General features: G+C 67.4%; 17 protein-coding genes. 10 read left to right on the top strand and 7 right to left on the bottom strand.

All coding sequences use genetic code 11. From position 1 onward, the window contains the following. Entirely contained in the window at positions 1 to 1,158 is a 1,158-nt protein-coding gene (locus tag GYB83_RS02140; RefSeq protein ID WP_161893936.1) for an acetyl-CoA C-acetyltransferase, read from the top strand. Positions 1,159 to 1,219: 61 nt separating this feature from the next. Here GYB83_RS02140 and GYB83_RS02135 read toward each other — a convergent pair whose 3' ends face one another. Then, on the bottom strand, positions 1,220 to 2,731 hold the full coding sequence (locus tag GYB83_RS02135) for an HNH endonuclease signature motif containing protein (RefSeq protein WP_161893935.1): 1,512 nt from the start codon (positions 2,729 to 2,731) through the stop codon (positions 1,220 to 1,222). Positions 2,732 to 2,973: 242 nt separating this feature from the next. Here GYB83_RS02135 and GYB83_RS02130 point away from each other — a divergent pair, with 242 nt between their 5' ends. The 4 genes from GYB83_RS02130 to GYB83_RS02115 all read left to right on the top strand — a co-directional run bounded on the left by GYB83_RS02130 (position 2,974) and on the right by GYB83_RS02115 (position 7,430). Beyond that, the gene (locus GYB83_RS02130) at positions 2,974 to 4,473 is read left to right on the top strand and encodes a flavin-containing monooxygenase (RefSeq protein WP_161893934.1); all 1,500 of its coding nucleotides are present in this window, start codon (positions 2,974 to 2,976) and stop codon (positions 4,471 to 4,473) included. Between the two features lie 68 nt (positions 4,474 to 4,541). Next, positions 4,542 to 6,050: an aldehyde dehydrogenase family protein gene (locus GYB83_RS02125; protein WP_161893933.1), complete on the top strand. Its 1,509-nt coding sequence runs from the start codon at positions 4,542 to 4,544 to the stop codon at positions 6,048 to 6,050. 163 nt (positions 6,051 to 6,213) lie between these two features. Next, on the top strand, positions 6,214 to 6,813 hold the full coding sequence (locus GYB83_RS02120) for a TetR/AcrR family transcriptional regulator (protein ID WP_161893932.1): 600 nt from the start codon (positions 6,214 to 6,216) through the stop codon (positions 6,811 to 6,813). A 101-nt stretch (positions 6,814 to 6,914) separates the two neighbouring features. After that, a complete protein-coding gene (locus GYB83_RS02115; protein ID WP_161893931.1) occupies positions 6,915 to 7,430 on the top strand; it encodes a hypothetical protein in 516 nt (171 codons plus the stop codon). Between the two features lie 307 nt (positions 7,431 to 7,737). Here the strand turns inward: GYB83_RS02115 and GYB83_RS02110 are convergent, their stop codons facing one another. Together GYB83_RS02110 and GYB83_RS02105 are read right to left on the bottom strand one after the other, a co-directional pair. Next, positions 7,738 to 8,160 (bottom strand): nuclear transport factor 2 family protein, encoded by a 423-nt coding sequence (locus GYB83_RS02110; RefSeq protein WP_161893930.1) that lies wholly within the window; start codon positions 8,158 to 8,160, stop codon positions 7,738 to 7,740. After that, positions 8,160 to 9,257, bottom strand: coding sequence for a class I SAM-dependent methyltransferase (locus GYB83_RS02105; RefSeq protein ID WP_228461133.1), 1,098 nt, complete (start codon positions 9,255 to 9,257; stop codon positions 8,160 to 8,162). Before GYB83_RS02105 ends, GYB83_RS02110 begins: the two co-directional genes overlap by 1 nt. A gap of 31 nt (positions 9,258 to 9,288) precedes the next feature. Between GYB83_RS02105 and GYB83_RS02100 the strand changes: the two genes are divergently transcribed. Next, the gene (locus GYB83_RS02100; protein WP_228461132.1) at positions 9,289 to 10,494 is read left to right on the top strand and encodes a multidrug effflux MFS transporter; all 1,206 of its coding nucleotides are present in this window, start codon (positions 9,289 to 9,291) and stop codon (positions 10,492 to 10,494) included. Here the strand turns inward: GYB83_RS02100 and GYB83_RS02095 are convergent. Next, positions 10,486 to 11,352: a LysR family transcriptional regulator gene (locus GYB83_RS02095; protein WP_161893928.1), complete on the bottom strand. Its 867-nt coding sequence runs from the start codon at positions 11,350 to 11,352 to the stop codon at positions 10,486 to 10,488. The genes GYB83_RS02100 and GYB83_RS02095 overlap by 9 nt on opposite strands. Before the next feature lie 70 nt (positions 11,353 to 11,422). Here GYB83_RS02095 and GYB83_RS02090 point away from each other — a divergent pair, with 70 nt between their 5' ends. The 4 genes from GYB83_RS02090 to GYB83_RS02075 all read left to right on the top strand — a co-directional run bounded on the left by GYB83_RS02090 (position 11,423) and on the right by GYB83_RS02075 (position 13,897). Beyond that, positions 11,423 to 11,776 carry a nuclear transport factor 2 family protein gene (locus GYB83_RS02090; protein ID WP_161893927.1) on the top strand — a complete coding sequence of 118 codons (354 nt, stop codon included), beginning with the start codon at positions 11,423 to 11,425 and terminating at the stop codon, positions 11,774 to 11,776. Positions 11,777 to 11,799: 23 nt separating this feature from the next. After that, positions 11,800 to 12,348, top strand: coding sequence for an MOSC domain-containing protein (locus GYB83_RS02085; protein ID WP_161893926.1), 549 nt, complete (start codon positions 11,800 to 11,802; stop codon positions 12,346 to 12,348). A gap of 141 nt (positions 12,349 to 12,489) precedes the next feature. Beyond that, the gene (locus tag GYB83_RS02080; protein ID WP_161893925.1) at positions 12,490 to 12,933 is read left to right on the top strand and encodes a VOC family protein; all 444 of its coding nucleotides are present in this window, start codon (positions 12,490 to 12,492) and stop codon (positions 12,931 to 12,933) included. 13 nt (positions 12,934 to 12,946) lie between these two features. Then, a complete protein-coding gene (locus GYB83_RS02075; RefSeq protein WP_161893924.1) occupies positions 12,947 to 13,897 on the top strand; it encodes a sigma-70 family RNA polymerase sigma factor in 951 nt (316 codons plus the stop codon). Between the two features lie 329 nt (positions 13,898 to 14,226). On the opposite strand, the gene GYB83_RS02070 is transcribed toward GYB83_RS02075, so the two are convergent. The 3 genes from GYB83_RS02070 to GYB83_RS02060 are packed head-to-tail and all read right to left on the bottom strand — an operon-like array spanning position 14,227 to position 16,966. Further along, entirely contained in the window at positions 14,227 to 15,309 is a 1,083-nt protein-coding gene (locus tag GYB83_RS02070; protein WP_161893923.1) for an NAD(P)H-dependent flavin oxidoreductase, read from the bottom strand. Between the two features lie 2 nt (positions 15,310 to 15,311). Beyond that, on the bottom strand, positions 15,312 to 16,079 hold the full coding sequence (locus GYB83_RS02065) for a CoA-transferase subunit beta (protein WP_161893922.1): 768 nt from the start codon (positions 16,077 to 16,079) through the stop codon (positions 15,312 to 15,314). Further along, positions 16,076 to 16,966 (bottom strand): CoA transferase subunit A, encoded by an 891-nt coding sequence (locus tag GYB83_RS02060; RefSeq protein WP_161893921.1) that lies wholly within the window; start codon positions 16,964 to 16,966, stop codon positions 16,076 to 16,078. The genes GYB83_RS02065 and GYB83_RS02060 overlap by 4 nt, the downstream gene beginning before the upstream one ends.

Raw genomic sequence — 16,966 nt, 5'->3', positions numbered from 1 at the left:
ATGACCGCACCCCAGGCCTACATCGTCGACGCCGTCCGCACGCCCGTCGGCAAGCGCGGCGGATCGCTCGCCGCCGTCCACCCCGCCGACCTCGGCGCCCACGTCATCTCGGCGATCGTCGAACGCACCGGCATCGACCCCGAGGTTGTCGACGACGTGATCTTCGGCTGCGTCGACACCGTCGGACCGCAGGCAGGCAACATCGCACGCACGGCGTGGCTCACCGCGGGCATGCCGCTCGGCGTCCCCGGAACCACCGTCGATCGTCAGTGCGGGTCGAGCCAGCAGGCCATCCATTTCGCCGCTCAGGCCGTGATGAGCGGGACACAGGACGTCGTCGTCGCCGGTGGTGTCCAGAACATGAGCGCCATCCCGATCAGCCAGGCGATGATCGCGGGGCAGGAGCTTGGCTTCACCACGCCGACCGCCGAGTCGGTCGGCTGGAACAAGCGGTTCGGCGATGCCGAGATCAGCCAGTTCGTCGGCGCCGACATGATGGCGAAGAAGTGGGACATCAGCCGCCTCGACATGGAGGAGTGGTCGCTGCAGAGTCACCAGCGGGCGAAGGCTGCGATCGCAGCCGGTCGTTTCGACAACGAGTACGTCCCGCTCGGCGATGCCGTGGTCGACGAGTGCCCGCGTGAGACCACCCTGGAGAAGATGGCCTCGCTGAACGTCCTGGCCGAGGGCTCGGACCTCACCGCGGCCGTCGCGTCGCAGATCTGCGACGGATCGTCGGCCACGCTCGTCGTGTCGGAGAAGGCGCTCAAGCAGTACGGGCTCACCCCGCGCGCCCGCATCCACCACATGTCCGTGCGCGGCGACGACCCGGTGATGATGCTGTCCGCGCCGATCCCGGCCACGAAGTGGGCGCTGGAGAAGACCGGCATGAGCATCGACGACATCGACGTCGTCGAGATCAACGAGGCCTTCGCGCCGGTCGTCCTCGCCTGGCTCAAGGAGACCGGAGCCGACCCGGCACGCGTCAACCCGAACGGCGGCGGCATCGCCCTCGGTCACCCTCTCGGTGCGACCGGCGCCAAGCTGTTCGCGACGTTGCTCAACGAACTCGAACGCACGGGCGGCCGCTACGGCCTGCAGACGATGTGCGAAGGCGGCGGCACCGCCAACGTCACCATCATCGAGCGCCTCGGCTGACGGTCCCGGCGGTCGTCTCGGGTTCGATGTGAGTGCATGACGGTGTCCCCGCCTGACCTTGTCAGGCGGGGTACCGCACCACGTCCGTCCCCGGCGGGACGGGTGGCCCCGGTGGTGGGGCCGGGATTCGGCAGGCGAGCCATTTCTCGACGGCCGATCCGGATTCGGTGACCCGATCGCCGAAGGTGGGGAGGATCTTCTCCGGCTGCAGGGCGTGATTGACCTTCCACGGCTCGTTCGAGCCGGTGGGTCGCCACCCGACCCGGCCTGTGAAGGGCCCGGTCTGCAGGATGGTGGTCTCCCATCCGCCAGGTTTCGTCGAGACCGACCTGTTGTGGCCGCCGCACGCACCTCCGAGGTGATCGATATCGGTCGGGCCGCCGTCTTGCCAGTCGGGCATGTGATGGGCCTGGGTCTTCGACCACGGGACAGTGCAGCCCGGCGCGGTGCAGCCACGATCGCGGCCGAACAGGGCCAGGCGCTGAGCCCGGGACGCGAGGCGTTTGCCGCGCCCGAGGTACAGGACCTGTGCTGAGGCGTTCGCGAATACTTCCAACCACGGGGTCGCGTCGGCCGCGATCTCGACGAGATCTTTGACCGGCAGACGAGTCCCGGTGGCGGTAGTCGCGACACCGGTACGAGCTTCGAGATCGTCCAGCGATGCGGTCACCACCAACTGCGACGACAATGAGGTGCCCTCGCCCAGACCGCCGTTGGCGATGAGGAACGTCCACATCGCCTCCAGTGCATCGTGATTGCGCTGCGACTGGGACCGGGTGTCCCGCTCGGCGGCCGCAGCGAGCGCCTCGGGGTCGACATTGGCCGATGATCCGGACGGGGACTGCTCGTCGTCGGGATTGTTCATCCCGGGAGCCGCCCACAATACGAGCAGTGCCTCAAGTTTGGCGCGGGCCGCCGGGGTCAGTTTCGCGCTGATCGCCGACATGAGCCGCCGGTCCTGCGGCGCCAGAGTCACACCGCGGGTACGGGCCCGGTCGGTGTCGTCGGTCAACTCGCCGTCGGGGTCGAGGTGGGCCAGAATCCGCTTGCCCGCGGTCCGGGTCTGCTCGGGAGTCAACGTCCGCGCTACGCCGGCGAGTTCGGCTTCGGCGCGGCCCTTCACATCGGCGGGGATCGCCGCCGGGATCGCGTCGATGACGTCGACGATCTCCGCAACGTGGTCGAGGGAGAGGTCCCCGTCGGCCACGGCGCCTGCAGTGGCCGGGAGCGTCGGGTCGAGTGGTTCACCGGAGAAGGCGACCAGCGAGCTCAGACTCAACGCCGCATCGGTGCGCTGTTTACGGGCCCGCACCGACAACCGCAGCTGCCCTTCGAGGTACTTGCCCGGCATCTGCGACCCTGCCAGACGGTACGCACCACGCTGGGAGACCTCGGCGAACAGCCTCGCATCCACACCGACACCGCGGCGGTTGGACCGCTCATTGACCTCGGAGGCCACGAGCAGCTCCCGGTCCGACAGCCCGGCCAGGGACACCGCGGCGAGCTTCTGCGCGACCTCGTCCTGTAGCCGCACGAGGTCCAGAGGGTTGTCGGGGAGTTCGATGTTCGTCATGGTGTCCACCTCCTTGGCCGGGTGTCTGTTTCCTTCGTTATCTCCACTCTACGCCAATATGTCATTCATCACAATAGTCTAGTATGTAAGTTCGATAGAAGAACTCGCGGATGCCCGTGCGTGCTTGCTCACTGGGCAGGATGGTTTGACGTGGCTCGCTCTGGCGGCGGCTGCGCGGGCTGTCGCCAGCGGCGACACTAGAACCCGTTGCAGAACGTCGCGATCGGTGACATGGTTCACCGATGGCGATACTCACGGACACACTCATCGTCGGGGCGGGCTTCTCCGGCATCGGAACGGCCATCGCGCTGCGTGACGCGGGGTTCGACGACTTCCTGATCGTCGACGACGCGGATGGTCCCGGCGGAGTGTGGCATTGGAACACCTATCCCAGTGTGGCGGTGGACATCCCGTCGTTCAGCTACCAGTTCTCGTTCGAGCAGGAGTCCGACTGGTCGCGGAGCTATGCGCCCGGACGTGAGCTGAAGGCGTACGCCGAGCACTGCGTCGACAAGTACCGTCTGGCGTCCCAGATGCAGTTCTCCACCCGCGTCCAGTCGGCGACGTACGACGAGGAGGCGGCGACCTGGCAGGTGGAGACGTCGCGGGGGCCGATCACCGCGCGGACGTTGGTCCACGCGGGCGGCCCGCTGAGTCAGCCGAAGTCGCCGGACATCCCCGGGCTCGACTCGTTCGCCGGCGTCACGATGCACACCAGCCGATGGGATCACTCGGTCGATCTCGCGGGCAAGAGGGTCGGCATCATCGGCACCGGCGCCACCGCGGTCCAGGTGATCCCGGAGATCGCGCCGATCACCGGGCATCTCACGGTGTTCCAGCGGACTCCGATCTGGTGTCTGCCGAAGCTCGACGTCGCCCTGCCGCGCCCCCTGCGGTCGGCGATGCGTCTGCCCGGAGTGAAGGGCGCGCTGCGCCTGGCGAGTCAGGCGTACGTCGAGGTCACGTTCCCGATCGCCGCCCATTTCCACAAGCGGGTCCCGGTCGCGGGCGTCGCCGCGGCGTCCGCGCGCAAGTACATGGCCTCGCAGGTGCGCGATCCCCGGACGCGGGAGAAGCTGCTCCCGACGTACGCGCTCGGCTGCAAGCGGCCGAGTTTCCACAATTCGTACCTGTCGACGTTCAACCGCGACGACGTCGCGCTCGTCACCGACTCGATCGAGGAGATCACGGCCGAGGGCATCCGGACCGTGGACGGCACCGTGCACGAACTCGACGTGCTGATCCTGGCGACCGGGTTCAAGGTGACCGACAAGGACGCACTGCCGAGCTACACGGTGCTCGGGCCGGGCGGTGTCGACCTCGCGGATCATTGGGAGGCGACGCGCTTCCACTCGTATCAGGGCGTCTCGACCGTCGGGTTCCCGAACATCTTCGCCGTGTTCGGGCCGTACGGGTACAACGGTGCGTCGTTCTTCACGCTCGTGGAGAACAGCGCCGCCCACATCGTGCGCGTGCTCCGGGAGGCTCGACGCCGTGGGACCCCGGTGATCGAGGTGACCGAGACAGCGCAGGAGGAGTACATGTCGGGCGTTCTCGCGCGCAAGGACGGTCAGGTGTTCGCCGACCCCTCGTGCGGCGGGGCGAACAGCTACTACTTCACCGCCAACGGCGACGTGCCGTTCCGCGCGTCGACGACGATCGAGGCCTCGTGGACCAATCGACGCTTCCCGCTGGAGCACTATAAGTTCACTGATGCTGGCACTGTGATTCAAGCCACCTGATGGTTAGTATGGAATGACCTCAAGAATTCGTCTCATCCGAGCGGTTCGATTGTGAAGTGGAGGGTCGAATGACCAAGCCTGCAGAAACCCCGGTGCGCGCCGGCGACAAGGTGTCGTCGGAGTCGCACAGCCTGACCGAACTGCTCGAGATCCAGAAGGCCGCCTTCCTGCGTGACGGCATCCCGGACGCGGCGACCCGCGTCGACCGGATCAACCGCCTCGGACAGATGCTGCTCGACAACGCCGACGAGATCACCGCGGCCCTCAACGAGGACTTCGGCACCCGCCCGCGTGAACTGTCGATCGCCACCGACGTCGCAGGCTGCCTCATCGACCTCACTCACCAGCGTCGTTCCGCCGAGAAGTGGATGAAGGAGACCAACGTCTCCAAGATCCAGGGGGCGCTCGGCTACAAGCAGCGCCTGCGCCACGACCCGCTCGGCGTGGTCGGCATCATGGGCCCCTGGAACTTCCCGCTGCAGCTGACGATCGTCCCCGCGGGCTCGGCGTTCGCCGCGGGCAACCGCGTGCTGCTGCGCCCGTCGTCGATCACCGCCAAGACGACCGCGGTGATCGCCCGCGTCGCCCCCGACTACTTCTCGATCGAGGAACTCGCCGTGGTCACCTCCGCGCACGGCGGCGGCTCCGATTTCGCGAAGTTGAAGGTCGACCACATGTTCTTCACCGGTTCACCCGAGGTCGGCGCGTCGGTCGCGCAGGAGGCCGCGAAGAACCTGATCCCGGTGACGCTGGAACTCGGCGGCAAGAACCCGGTGATCGTCGACGCCACCCAGGACATCACCGAGGCCGCGAACTTCATCGCCGACGCCCGCATGATCAACGGCGGTCAGGTGTGCCTGTGCCCGGACTATGTGTTCGTGCCGGAGAGCAAGGTCGGCGAGTTCACCGAGAAGGTCGTCGCCCGCTGGACCAAGAACTTCCCGACGATCCTCACCAACGACCAGTACACGTCGACGATCAACGAGAAGAACTACACGCGCATCACCGGCCTGATCGACGACGCCGTCGAACTCGGCGCCACGAAGCATCAGGTGATCCCCGCGGGCGAGGCGCTGCCGAACGCCGACGCGCGGAAGATCCCGCCGACCCTCCTGACCGGTGTCAAGGCCGGTATGAAGATCGAAGAGGACGAGGTCTTCGGCCCGGTCCTCACCGTGTACCCGTACCGCAACCTGTCGGAGGCGATCGACAAGATCAACTCGGCCGGTCACCCGCTCACCCTGTACTGGGTCGGTGACGACAACGAGAACCTCAAGCGCGTCGCCGACAACACCCGCAGCGGGTCGATCAGCGGCAACGACTTCGCGCTGCACCTGCTCTCGCACGGTCTTCCGTTCGGCGGCGTCGGACGCTCGGGCATGGGCAACTACCACGGCAAGTTCGGTTTCGACACGTTCAGCCATGCTCGTGCGGTCACCGTCTCGACGATGCCGATCAAGTTCGCCGAGCTCGTCTCCGCTCCGTTCACCAAGAGCGACACCCGCCTGACGAACGCCCAGATGAAGATGTGGAACTTCATCCAGGGCCGCGCCAGCCGCAAGTCGGCCAAGCGCTGATCCCACTCCACTCTTCGACGGGCCGTCCGCATTCGCGGGCGGCCCGTCGTGTTTCCGGTTCCCTCGATCGGCCGTCGCGTCTCCCGCTCCCGAGCGCAGTCGAGGGGAAGAAAACAACCAAGCACTTGCTAGGGTGGGTGTAGTTGCTTTATGAGGAGGCAAGGTGGCGTCGAAGACGACGACGTCGGGTTCGACCCGACGCGATGAACTGCTCGGCATCGCCGGTGAACTGTTCGCCGAACGCGGCCTCCGGTCGACGACGGTCCGCGACATCGCGGACACCGCCGGAATCCTGTCGGGGAGCCTGTATCACCACTTCGACTCCAAGGAGTCGATGGTAGACGAACTGCTCCGCGGCTTCCTCGACGCCCTGTTCGCGCGGTACCGCGAGATCGACGCGGCGGGCATGAGTGCGTCGGAGACGCTGCGTCAACTGGTGATCGCGTCGTTCGAGGCGATCGACGCCAGGCACACGGCCGTCGCCATCTACCAGAACGAGGCCCGTCAACTGGCGGGTCAGGAGCGTTTCGCCTACATCGACGAGCGCAACCGCGAGAACCGCGAGCTGTGGGCGTCGGTGTTGCGACGCGGCGTGGTCGAAGGCGACTTCCGTCCGGACCTCGACGTCGACCTCGTCTACCGCTTCATGCGCGACACCGTCTGGGTCGCCGTCCGCTGGTATCGCCCGGGCGGAGCGAAGTCCGTCGAGCAGATCGCCGACCAGTACCTCTCCATCGTCCTCGACGGCATCCTCCCGCGCTGACCTCCGCGTCGTCGCGTGAGGATTCGGGGATGGCTTTCCCGGGTCGTCGATCGCAGTCGAGATGCGTCCGATACCGTCATTGACGACATAAAGGGGGAAGGGTGTCGATGGATTCGGAGACGGTGGGGGAGCTCGGGTACCGGCAGGACGCCGAGCCTGAAGACTGGAACCTTCGGGAGACGTTGCTGATCTCACTGACGGTGCTCCTGCCGGAGACGCTTCGGCGTCCGCTGCTGGCAGGCCTGCTCGCCTTCAGCATCCTCGTGTATTCGGTGATCGCCCTTGTCGATCCGGTCTACGGATTCGTCGGACTCGGGATCACGGCGTCGCTGGTCATCGCGGTGCCGCTGATCGGGGTAGTCGCGAGTCGGCGGATGCTGAAGACTGGCGGATCCCAGGAGCTGATCTTCCGCGAGCACGGGTTCTCGTACATCGGACCGCATTCGGACAAGTTCCCGCCCGAGATCGCCTATACCGAGGTCACAGTGCTGCGCCGCTACAAGCGGGCGACGGTGATGCGTACGCGGTACCTCAACGGTGGCCCGCTCATCGCCGAGCCCGAGCTGATGCCGCAGGAAGCGTACAACCGCGTGTACCGCGGTATGCGGCGCGGCTGACCGGGCGAGCCTAGTGCCGCGAACCGCTAATCCGTTGAATAAGTATTCGCACCCCATTGGTGGTTGAGCCGGACCGGAGCGCCAGCGGAGGGCCGTGTCGAAACCTGGTGAGGTCGGCTGGAAGTTGGTGGCAGGGTTCGATAAAATGGCTGGTCAAGCCAAGTTTCGTGGTGACGATTCGACAGTAGTCTGACTGCAGTTCCAGCGAATGTCGCCGGGTTCGACTCGGCCCTCCGCTATCGCTCCGACCCGGCTCAACCAGCATACTGATGCAATCATTTATGCAACGGACTAGAGGTTTGGGACACTAGGGGGCGACCCGAGTCCAGACGATGTCGTCGACGAGCTTCGACAGACGCCATCCGTCGGGGGTGCGGACTGCGTCGAAATGGTAGTAGCCGCCGACCTCCCACAACTGTTCGGCGCCGTCCGCGCGGGTCGCGATCATCGGGTTGTAGAAGTAGGTGGTGCCGGACGCCGAGTCGGTCGCATACGTGAGGTCCACCTGGCCGAGCATGTGCTGCCAGCGGGTGAAGCCTTCGAGGCTGCGGATGAACGTCTTCGCTTCGGAGAGCGGGCCGACCGGTCCGCCAGGTGACGAATAGTCGAGGACGGCGTCGTCGGAGAACACGGCGTCCAACGCGTCCCACGAGCGGGTGTCGACGGCGCGTGTGTACGCGGTCATCAGTGCGGTGATCTCGTAGCGGTCGATGAGTTCGGAGACGTCCATCAGTCGACTGTTTCACGACGAACCGACGCGGTGACCGTGAACTTCGAGTTCCGCACGATCTGTCGCGTGGGACCGACGATCCGTTCCAGCGCGCCTCGGTACCGCAGATGCGAGTTCCACACGCACCACAGCTCACCGCTGGGTGCGAGGGCGCGGGCGGCGTCGCCGAAGAGGTGATGAGCGATGCCCGTCGACAGGGCGGCGTCGCTGTGGAAAGGCGGGTTCAGGACGACGAGTTCCTGCGATCGGGGAGTCACGTTCTCGAGGCCGTCGGCCTGCTCGACGCGCACCAGATCGGCGACGCCGTTCGCCGCGGCGGTGGCTCGCGCCGACCGTGCCGCCACCGCCGACCGGTCGGTCGCCAGCACCTCGAGGCCGCGGCGGGCGAGCGCCGTCGCGATCACCCCGGTGCCGCATGCGAGGTCGACGGCGGTCCCGGCGGTGGGAGCGTCGTCGAGCACGGTCAGCAGCAGCCGCGTCCCGATGTCGATCCGGGTGCCCGCGAACGCGCCGCCGTGCGCGGCGACGGTCAACTCGGGATGGGCCTCCAGGCGGGGCCACCGCGGAGCGGCAGTCGCGCGCGGACCGCGCGCGAACAAGACGCGCGACTTCTGCCGGGCATGGCTGACGTCGACGCGGTCGAAGAACTCGCAGAGCACGTCGTTCATGGCGGTCGACATGTGCTTGATCCGGCCGCCCGCGACCACGACGACGTCGGGATCGGCATGCTCGGCGATCAACGCCGCGACCTCCGCGAGACGGTCGAGCGACCGCGGCAGCCGCATCAGCACCACGCGCGCCCCGTCGACCACGTCGGGGCCGAACGTCAGTGACCTCACGTCGGTGACACCGAGGGCCGCCGCGTTGGCGGCCAGGGCCCGCTCGCCGGTGATCAGGTCCTGATGCACACGGACGCCCGCGGCGCCGGAACCGAGCGCCAGGGCGCCGTAGGCGTCGTCGATCACCGACACCGAACCCGCGGGCGCCGCGGCCAGGAGCTCGGCGGCCTCGTCGAGGATCAGACGGTCGGCGGCGTCGGACGCCGCGAGCCCGGGACCGTCGACGTCGGGATGTCGACGGAGCAGGGTGAAATCCACGATCGGAACGTTACCGGTAGCGTCGAAGACCATGTCGAACGCTGCACCGGACGTCGAGCCGAGGTCCATCCCGACGCCGATGCTCCTGACGCTCGCGTTGCTGTCGGGCATCGCGCCGCTCGCTATCGACATGTACCTTCCGGGTCTGCCGAGGGTCGGCGACGACCTCGGCGCGTCCGCGTCGACCGTGCAGCTCACACTCACCACGTTCATGCTCGGCCTCGCGCTCGGGCAGCTGCTGGTGGGGCCGCTGTCGGACGCGGCGGGTCGCCGTCGGCCGATGCTGATCGGCACGGTGCTGCTGACCGTCGCGGGACTGGTGTGCGCGCTCGCACCGTCCGTGGTGGTCCTCATCGCGTTCCGCTTCGTGCAGGGTGTGACCGGCGGGGTCGGCGTCGTGGTGGCACGTGCCGTGATCGCCGACCGTGCGACCGGTGATGTGGCGGCCAAGCTCTTCAGTCTCATGATGATCATCAGCAGTGCCGCACCGGTCGTGGCGCCGCTGATCGGAGGATCCCTCGTCGGGCCCATCGGATGGCGCGGCGTGTTCTACGTCCTCACCGGACTCGCCGCCCTGATGCTCCTGGCCGTATGGCGATTCGTCCCCGAGACGCTGCCGGTGGAGCGCAGGCATCCGATGCACGTGCGGACCGTCGTCGGGAACGTCGTCGCCGTGGCGAGGCGACGCCGATACCTCGGCTACGTCCTCACATTCGCGTTCGGATTCGGCGCCCTGTTCGCGTACATCTCGGCATCGCCGTTCGTCCTGCAAGACTTGATGGGCTTCTCGCCCGGCGTCTTCTCGATGCTGTTCGCGACCAATGCGATGGGCATCGTCCTCGCGAGCTGGCTCAACTCGCGGCTGGTCGGGCGAGTGCGGCCGCAGCGGATTCTGACGGTCGGTGTCGGCGGGCTGTTCGTGGTCGGGACGGCGATGATCGTCGTGTCCGTCGTGGCCTCTGGAGTCCGCATCCCCATGCTTGTGCTGATGTTCGCGCTGTCCGCGTCGTTCGGGCTCATCGCGGGCAATGCGACGGCGCTGGCGATCGGCGAGGTCCGCGACCGCGCGGGTTCGGGATCGGCCCTGCTCGGGACGCTGCAGTTCACCGTGGGATCAATCGTCCCGCCGCTCGCCGGGATCGGTGGGCCGTCGAGCGCCCTGCCGATGGCGATTGTGATCGGCGTGTGCGCGGTGTGCTCGGCAGCGTCGTTCGTCGTCGCCTCGCGGTCAGGATAGCCGCGCCTGGAGCACGCCCGTCATCGCACGGGCGGCCGCCGACGGCCCGGCGCCGGTGGCGAGTGACAGCATCGTCCGTGTCGACCGGGCGACGGGGACGGCGACGAGCCCGGGTCGGGCGGTCATGGATGCGGTCAGCACTCCCACGCCGCTCCCGAGTTCGACGAGCGACAGGATCGAGTCGGGCGAGTGGGCGGCGACATCGGGCTGCACGTCGACGTGCTCGGCCGCGCAGGTCGACGCCAGCGCCGACCGCACACCCGTGCCGACGGGTAGGCTCAGGACCGTCGTCTCGGCGAGATCGGCGCAGCTCACCGACGTCCTGCCGGCCCATTCGTGATCGTTCGGGACGACGGCCGTCAACGGTTCGCGGATCAGCGTCCACCCGTCGACGCCGTCGGGCAGCGGGCCGGTATGGGCGACGAGTGCGACGTCGAGCAGGCCGGCTGCGAGGTCCGCGATCAGCCTGTCGGAGTTGTCCTCGATCACCGACACGCGGACGCCCGGATGCATCCGGCGGAAGTCGGCGAATCCCGCGAGGTAGCCGGGGATTGTGCAGCCGATGACCGTCCCCATGCGCAGCGAACCCCGGACGACGCCTGCCAGTTCGTCGGCGACGGCCCCGATCGACGACACGCAGGCGAGCGCCGCGCGGGCGTGCGGCAGGATCTCCGACCCCGCGTCGGTCAGCCGCACCGACCTTGCCGAACGGTCGAGAAGACGGTGGCCGACCTCGTGTTCGAGCTTGGCCACCTGCGCGGACACGCCGGATTGGCTCACATGCAGACTCGCCGCGGCGGCGGTGAACGATCCATGGTCGGCCACGGCGACGAGGTACCTCAACTGATGAAGCTCCATAACCAAGAATGCTAGTAGCAAGAAGAACCATCTGTTGGACAGCTGGGAAGCGGGGCGGGAGAGTGGAGTCATGACAACAACACCCACAGACATCGCCGCCGTCTACTTCGACTGCTGGGCTCGGAAGGACTTCACCGACCTCGCGCCGTACCTCGCGCCCGACTGCACCTTCACCGGCGTCTTCGGTGTCGCGAACGGACCGGACGAGTTCCTCCGCGGGCTGAACGGGATGGCTGCGAGCACCGACTCGCTCGTCATCCGCAAACGGATCGCCGACGACACCGACGTCATCACCTGGTTCGACCTCGGAATGAGCAGTGCTCCGGCCACTGCGGTAGCCAACTGGACGCGCGTCGCCGACGGTCTGATCACCGAGGTCGATGTGACGTTCGATCCCCGCGGAATACTCGCCGCGTCGTCCTGACCGCCCTGGGTACGATGACGTCCATGCCCCACGTCACGCACATCTGCGTCGTCCACGGACTGCTTCCGGACGAGGGGCAGGTGGGTGTGACAGCCATCGACAAGCGACCGGTCGACGGACCGGTCCGGATCGGCGACTACGGCGTGTACGCCGATGTCCAAGCCGATCGCAAACATCACGGCGGCCTCGACAAAGCGTTGTACGTGTACGCGCAGGAGGACGTCGACCATTGGGCCGACGAACTCCGACGCGACATCCCGCCCGGCTTCTTCGGCGAGAACATTCGCACCGTCGGCATCGATGTGAACGCCGCGCGGATCGGTGAGCAGTGGCGCATCGGGGACAAGGTGATCGTCGAAGTGACGTCGCCGCGGATACCGTGTCAGACGTTCGCCCGCCGCATGGGCGTCGACGGTGACGGTTGGGTCAACCGGTTCGGCGAATCCCGACGCCTCGGCCCCTACCTTCGCGTGGTGAAGCGGGGAACGATCACCGCGGGCGACGAGATCGAGGTGCTGTCCGTCCCCGACGACGCGCCGTCGATCATCGACGTCACCAAATGGGCGCGCTGACACAGTCTTCCGGGCCGGGCTCGTCGTAGGGGCGACGGCATCTCGAACTGTTTCTCACCCGACCGATCAGTTCGAGCGAGCACGACGGTCTATATCTGTGACGGCCTCGACAAGCCGAGACCGCAGACCCTGGAGGCTCCCATGCACAAGATGATCTTCGTGAACCTGCCCGTCGCCGACCTCGCCCGTTCGCGGGAGTTCTTCACCGCGATCGGGTACACGTTCGACGACCGGTTCTCCGACGACAACGCCGCCGCCCTCGTGCTCGGCGATGCGATCGTGGCGATGCTCCTGCGCCGCGACTTCTTCGAGACGTTCATCCCCGGGCGCACCGCCGGAGACCCGACGTCGGCGCCCACCGCCATCACCTGCCTCAGCGCGGAGAGCCGTGACGAGGTGAACGGGCTAGTCGACAAGGCCATGGCCGCCGGAGCCGCCGCGGGCGACACCGAGGACCACGGTTTCATGTACGGTCGGTCGTTTTACGATCTCGACGGTCACGGCTGGGAGATCATGTGGATGGACCCCGCCGCGGCGGAGGCCGGCCCGGAGGAGTACGTCGCGCAGCAGGCCGACAAGCAGTAGGAGACCGACGACGATGACGGACGACCGCGACTTCGAGGCCGCGACTGGCGGCATGCGGGCCGAACTGCTCGCGCACTGCTACCGGATGCTCGGTTCGGCGACCGACGCCGAGGACGTCTTGCAGGACGTCTACCTGCGTGCTTGGCAGGCGTTTCACCGTTTCGAGGGGCGGTCGTCCGTCCGGACATGGATGTATCGGATCGCGACCAACACGTGCATCACGGCACTCGACGGCCGCGCACGGCGGCCGCTCCCGACGGGGCTGGGGACGGAGTCGTCGGACCCTCGGGTGCCCGTCGTCGCCGACACCGAACGTCTGTGGATGCAGCCGTTGCCCGACGCCGCGCTCGGCGATCCGGCCGACGCCGTCGCCGCGCGCGAGAACGTCGGACTGGCGATGGTCGCCGCCATGCAAGACCTGCCCGCCAGCCAGCGGGCGGTGCTGATCCTCCGTGACGTCCTCGCGTTCAGCGCCGCGGAGACGGCCGGCATGCTCGACGTGACGGTCGCCTCCGCGAACAGTGCGCTGTCTCGCGCACGCAAGACGATCGGCGACGGCGCGGTCCGCGACGGCAGGCGCGCCGTCGAACTGACCGACCATGAGCGCGAGGTGTTCGCGGAGTTCTGCCGCGCGTTCGAAGATCACGACATCGACGGTCTGGTGCAGGTTCTGGCCGCCGACGCCGTGTGGGAGATGCCGCCGTTCCCCGGCTGGTACCGCGGCGCGGCGGAGATCGGCGTCCTCACTCTCACCCAGTGTCCGGCGAAGGCCGCGGGCGACATCAAGATGGTGCCCACGACGTGCAACGGTCAGCCCGCCGCGGGCATGTACATGCGAGACGGCGACGTCTGGCTGCCGTTCCAGCTCGACGTGCTGACGTTCGTCGACGGCGAACTGGTGCACGTGGGCGCGTTCTTCGAGACAGAGCTGTTCGCGATGGCGGGCCTGCCCGAGCGGTTGTAGATCAGGCGTCGTGCTGCCCTAGTTGTAGTGCCCCGAACCGTTAGTCCGTTGAATAAGTATTCACATGCACATGGTGGTTGAGCCGGACCGGAGCGATAGCGGAGGCCCGCGTCGAAACCCGGTGACATTCGCTGGAACTGCATCCCGGCTACTGTCGAATCGTCACCACGAAACAGGCGTCACCATTGACTTCATTTGACGCTGTCACCGAGTTCGGGCCGACCTCACCAGGTTTCGACTCGGCCCTTCGCTATCGCTCCGGGCCGGCTCAACCACCATGGAGGTACGACCATTTGTGCAACGGACTAACGGTTCGGCACACTGGCCGACTACCGAAGCGCGGCCAAAGCATCCAGACGCTCGTGGGCCTGCGACATGATCGACTGGATCAGCTCGTCGCAGGAGGGCAGATCGGAGATCATGCCCACCACCTGGCCGGACGCGAGAACTCCAGCCTCGGTGTTGCCGTCGACGAGGCCGGCCTTGAGCAGCATGGGGGTGTTGCCCGCCATGATGATCTGCTGCCAGGTGCGCTCGCCGGACTTCTTCATCGATGCCCCGTCGCGGAGCATGGTGGTCCAGCGCATGCCGGTCATCTGCTTGAACTCGTTGGCGTTGCGGGCGGCGGCGAGGAGGGCCTTGGCGCGCGAGCCGGATTCGAGGGCGTTGACGAGCTCCGTACGCAGGACGCGGTGCGGCATGCCGTCGACCTTGAGGGAGACGACGGTGTCGTTGAGCGTCCGCTGCAGGTACTCCTGTTTGACGCTGTCGGGGACTGCCGAGTCGGAGGTCAGCAGGAAGCGGGTGCCCATCGCGACGCCGTCGGCGCCGTAGCCGAGGGCGGCGACGAGTCCGCGTCCGTCGAAGAATCCACCCGCGGCGACGACGGGGATCGACGTCTGGCCCGCACCGCCGAGGGCGTCGACGACCGACGGGAGCAGGAGCGTGGTGGCGACGGGACCGGTGTGGCCGCCGCCTTCGCCGCCCTGGACGATGACGGCATCCGCGCCCCACGAGGCGACTTTCACCGCGTGCTTGGCAGCGCCGATCGACGGGATCACGGCGAGGCCGTGGTCCTTGAGCTTGGCGATCAGCTCCTTCTTCGGCGCGAGCGCGAACGATGCGACCTTGACGCCCTCACGGATCATGAGGTCGACTCGCTCGTTCGCATCGGTCGCGTCGGCGCGCAGGTTGACGCCGAACGGCTTGTCGGTGAGGCTCTTGGTCTTCTTGATCGCGAACTCGAGTTCGTCGTACGTCATCGTCGCAGACGCGAGGATGCCGAGGCCGCCCGCGTTCGCGGTGGCCGCGGTCAGCGACGGGCCGGACACCCAGCCCATGCCGGTCTGCACGATCGGGTACTTGACCCCGACGAGTTCGGTGAATCGCGTGTTCAGTGCGGGAGCGGTCACGGTCACTTCACCTCGCGGTTGCGGACACCCTTGGGGTCGAGGACCTCGCGGATGATGCGGAGCTGCTCGTCGGTGGGGGTTGCGGTGACGGGTGCGTTGTCGAGGCCCGCGATCGGGAAACTCGTGTTCTCGGCGACCTCGTCGGCCGTGACGCCGGGATGCAGCGACAGGGCCTGCATCGTGTGGCCCGGACCGTTGAAGTCGAACACGCCGAGGTTGGTGACGACGCGGTGGATGTTCAGCGAGTCGAACGCGGGGTTGCGCTCGTCGACCTTGTCGAAGCCGACACCCGACACGATGTCGACGTCGTCGACGAACACGCGCGAGCTGTGGCGGGCCACCCAGTAGCTGGTGGGGTGATTGATGGTGTTGCCGGGAGCCCCGCGGACGCCGAACATCTGGCGGGTCGGGTGCTGCAGCGGGCCGAAAGCCGACAGGTTCTGGTTGCCGAAGCGGTCGATCTGGTTGGCGCCCATCACCACGTGGCGACGCCCGGAGGCGACCACGTCGAACACCTTGCGGAACGGCATCCAGCCCTCGGTCGGGCCGACCTTGCCGATGGCGGGGGTGTCGGCGAGGATCAGCGCCTCACCGTCGGTGATCAACAGGTCCTGCTCGGTGGTCAAGCGTGCCAGGCGCGCGCCGAGCAGCGGAGTCGGGGCCATCGGCGACGCCATGATCTCGCCCGCGCCGGTGAAGATGTCGGCGCACGCGGTGACGCAGTACTCGGCGCGGGTGATCTCGGTGTTGGTGCTATCAGGGGTGCTCACTTGGCTTCCTCCTGCTCGGCCTGCCACTTGGTGACTTCGTTCTGGTAGGTGGCCTCGTCGACGTCGAGGAACCGGGTCGTGAAAGCGGCCCACGTGTCGTCGGAACCGGCCGATTCGACGTAGAAGCGCTGGAACGCCTCGTCGCGGCCGTAGCCGCCCGCGAAGGTGAAGTGCGCGCCGTTCGGTGCGTGGACGACGCGGTCGACGTTCATCCGGTTCACGATCAGCCGTTGGTTGGGCAGTTCGGCGACCAGTTCTTCGGTGGTGACGAGACGGTCGACCTCGAGGTAGCGACGCTCGGCGGCGGCCAGGTACAGGTCGTCGAAGTACGGGTCGACACCGGTGTAGCCCGCGTTGCCGTGGGCGTCGGCGACGTCCAGGTGGACGAACGCGGCGTCGAGCTTGAGGGCAGGCATCGCGACGAGGGTCTGCGTGCGGCCGTCGGCGTCGGCGTACGGCGACTCGATCGTCTTGAGCTCGCCCTCCCAGAAGTTCAGGACGTCCGAGCCGAGACCGGCGCGGATCGGGAGGAACGGCAGGCGGGCGGCCGCGGCTTCGAGGCCGCACTTGACCATGCCCTCGTCCATCTCGCGGGCCTCGATGGAGCCGGAGGTGCGGGCCTTGGCGAACCACGGGTCGTAGAACGGCGCCGAGTCGAGGGACACGAAGCCGTAGTAGGCGCGACGGACCTTGCCCGTCGCGCACAGCAGACCGAGGTCGGCTCCGCCGTATGTCACGACGGTGAGATCCTTGACGTCGCTGCGGGCGATCGCACGGACGAGGGCCATCGGCTTGCGCCGCGAGCCCCAGCCGCCGATGCCGATCGTCATGCCGTCGCGCAGCTCGGCGACGACGTCGTCGAGTGTGCTCGTCTTGTCGGTTGCCAC

The organism is Gordonia spumicola, from assembly GCF_009932475.1.
Lineage (GTDB): Bacteria > Actinomycetota > Actinomycetes > Mycobacteriales > Mycobacteriaceae > Gordonia > Gordonia spumicola.
The sequence above is the reverse complement of the archived record's forward strand: the minus strand, read 5'-3'. Positions and strand labels throughout refer to the sequence as shown.

Excerpts from the sequence above, each read along its gene's own strand:
- GYB83_RS02140 (WP_161893936.1), top strand. The coding sequence starts at position 1 with ATGACCGCACCCCAGGCCTACATCGTCGACGCCGTCCGCACGCCCGTC.
- GYB83_RS02135 (WP_161893935.1), bottom strand. The coding sequence starts at position 2,731 with ATGACGAACATCGAACTCCCCGACAACCCTCTGGACCTCGTGCGGCTA.
- GYB83_RS02130 (WP_161893934.1), top strand. The coding sequence starts at position 2,974 with ATGGCGATACTCACGGACACACTCATCGTCGGGGCGGGCTTCTCCGGC.
- GYB83_RS02125 (WP_161893933.1), top strand. The coding sequence starts at position 4,542 with ATGACCAAGCCTGCAGAAACCCCGGTGCGCGCCGGCGACAAGGTGTCG.
- GYB83_RS02110 (WP_161893930.1), bottom strand. The coding sequence starts at position 8,160 with ATGGACGTCTCCGAACTCATCGACCGCTACGAGATCACCGCACTGATG.
- GYB83_RS02100 (WP_228461132.1), top strand. The coding sequence starts at position 9,289 with ATGTCGAACGCTGCACCGGACGTCGAGCCGAGGTCCATCCCGACGCCG.
- GYB83_RS02095 (WP_161893928.1), bottom strand. The coding sequence starts at position 11,352 with ATGGAGCTTCATCAGTTGAGGTACCTCGTCGCCGTGGCCGACCATGGA.
- GYB83_RS02090 (WP_161893927.1), top strand. The coding sequence starts at position 11,423 with ATGACAACAACACCCACAGACATCGCCGCCGTCTACTTCGACTGCTGG.
- GYB83_RS02085 (WP_161893926.1), top strand. The coding sequence starts at position 11,800 with ATGCCCCACGTCACGCACATCTGCGTCGTCCACGGACTGCTTCCGGAC.
- GYB83_RS02080 (WP_161893925.1), top strand. The coding sequence starts at position 12,490 with ATGCACAAGATGATCTTCGTGAACCTGCCCGTCGCCGACCTCGCCCGT.
- GYB83_RS02075 (WP_161893924.1), top strand. The coding sequence starts at position 12,947 with ATGACGGACGACCGCGACTTCGAGGCCGCGACTGGCGGCATGCGGGCC.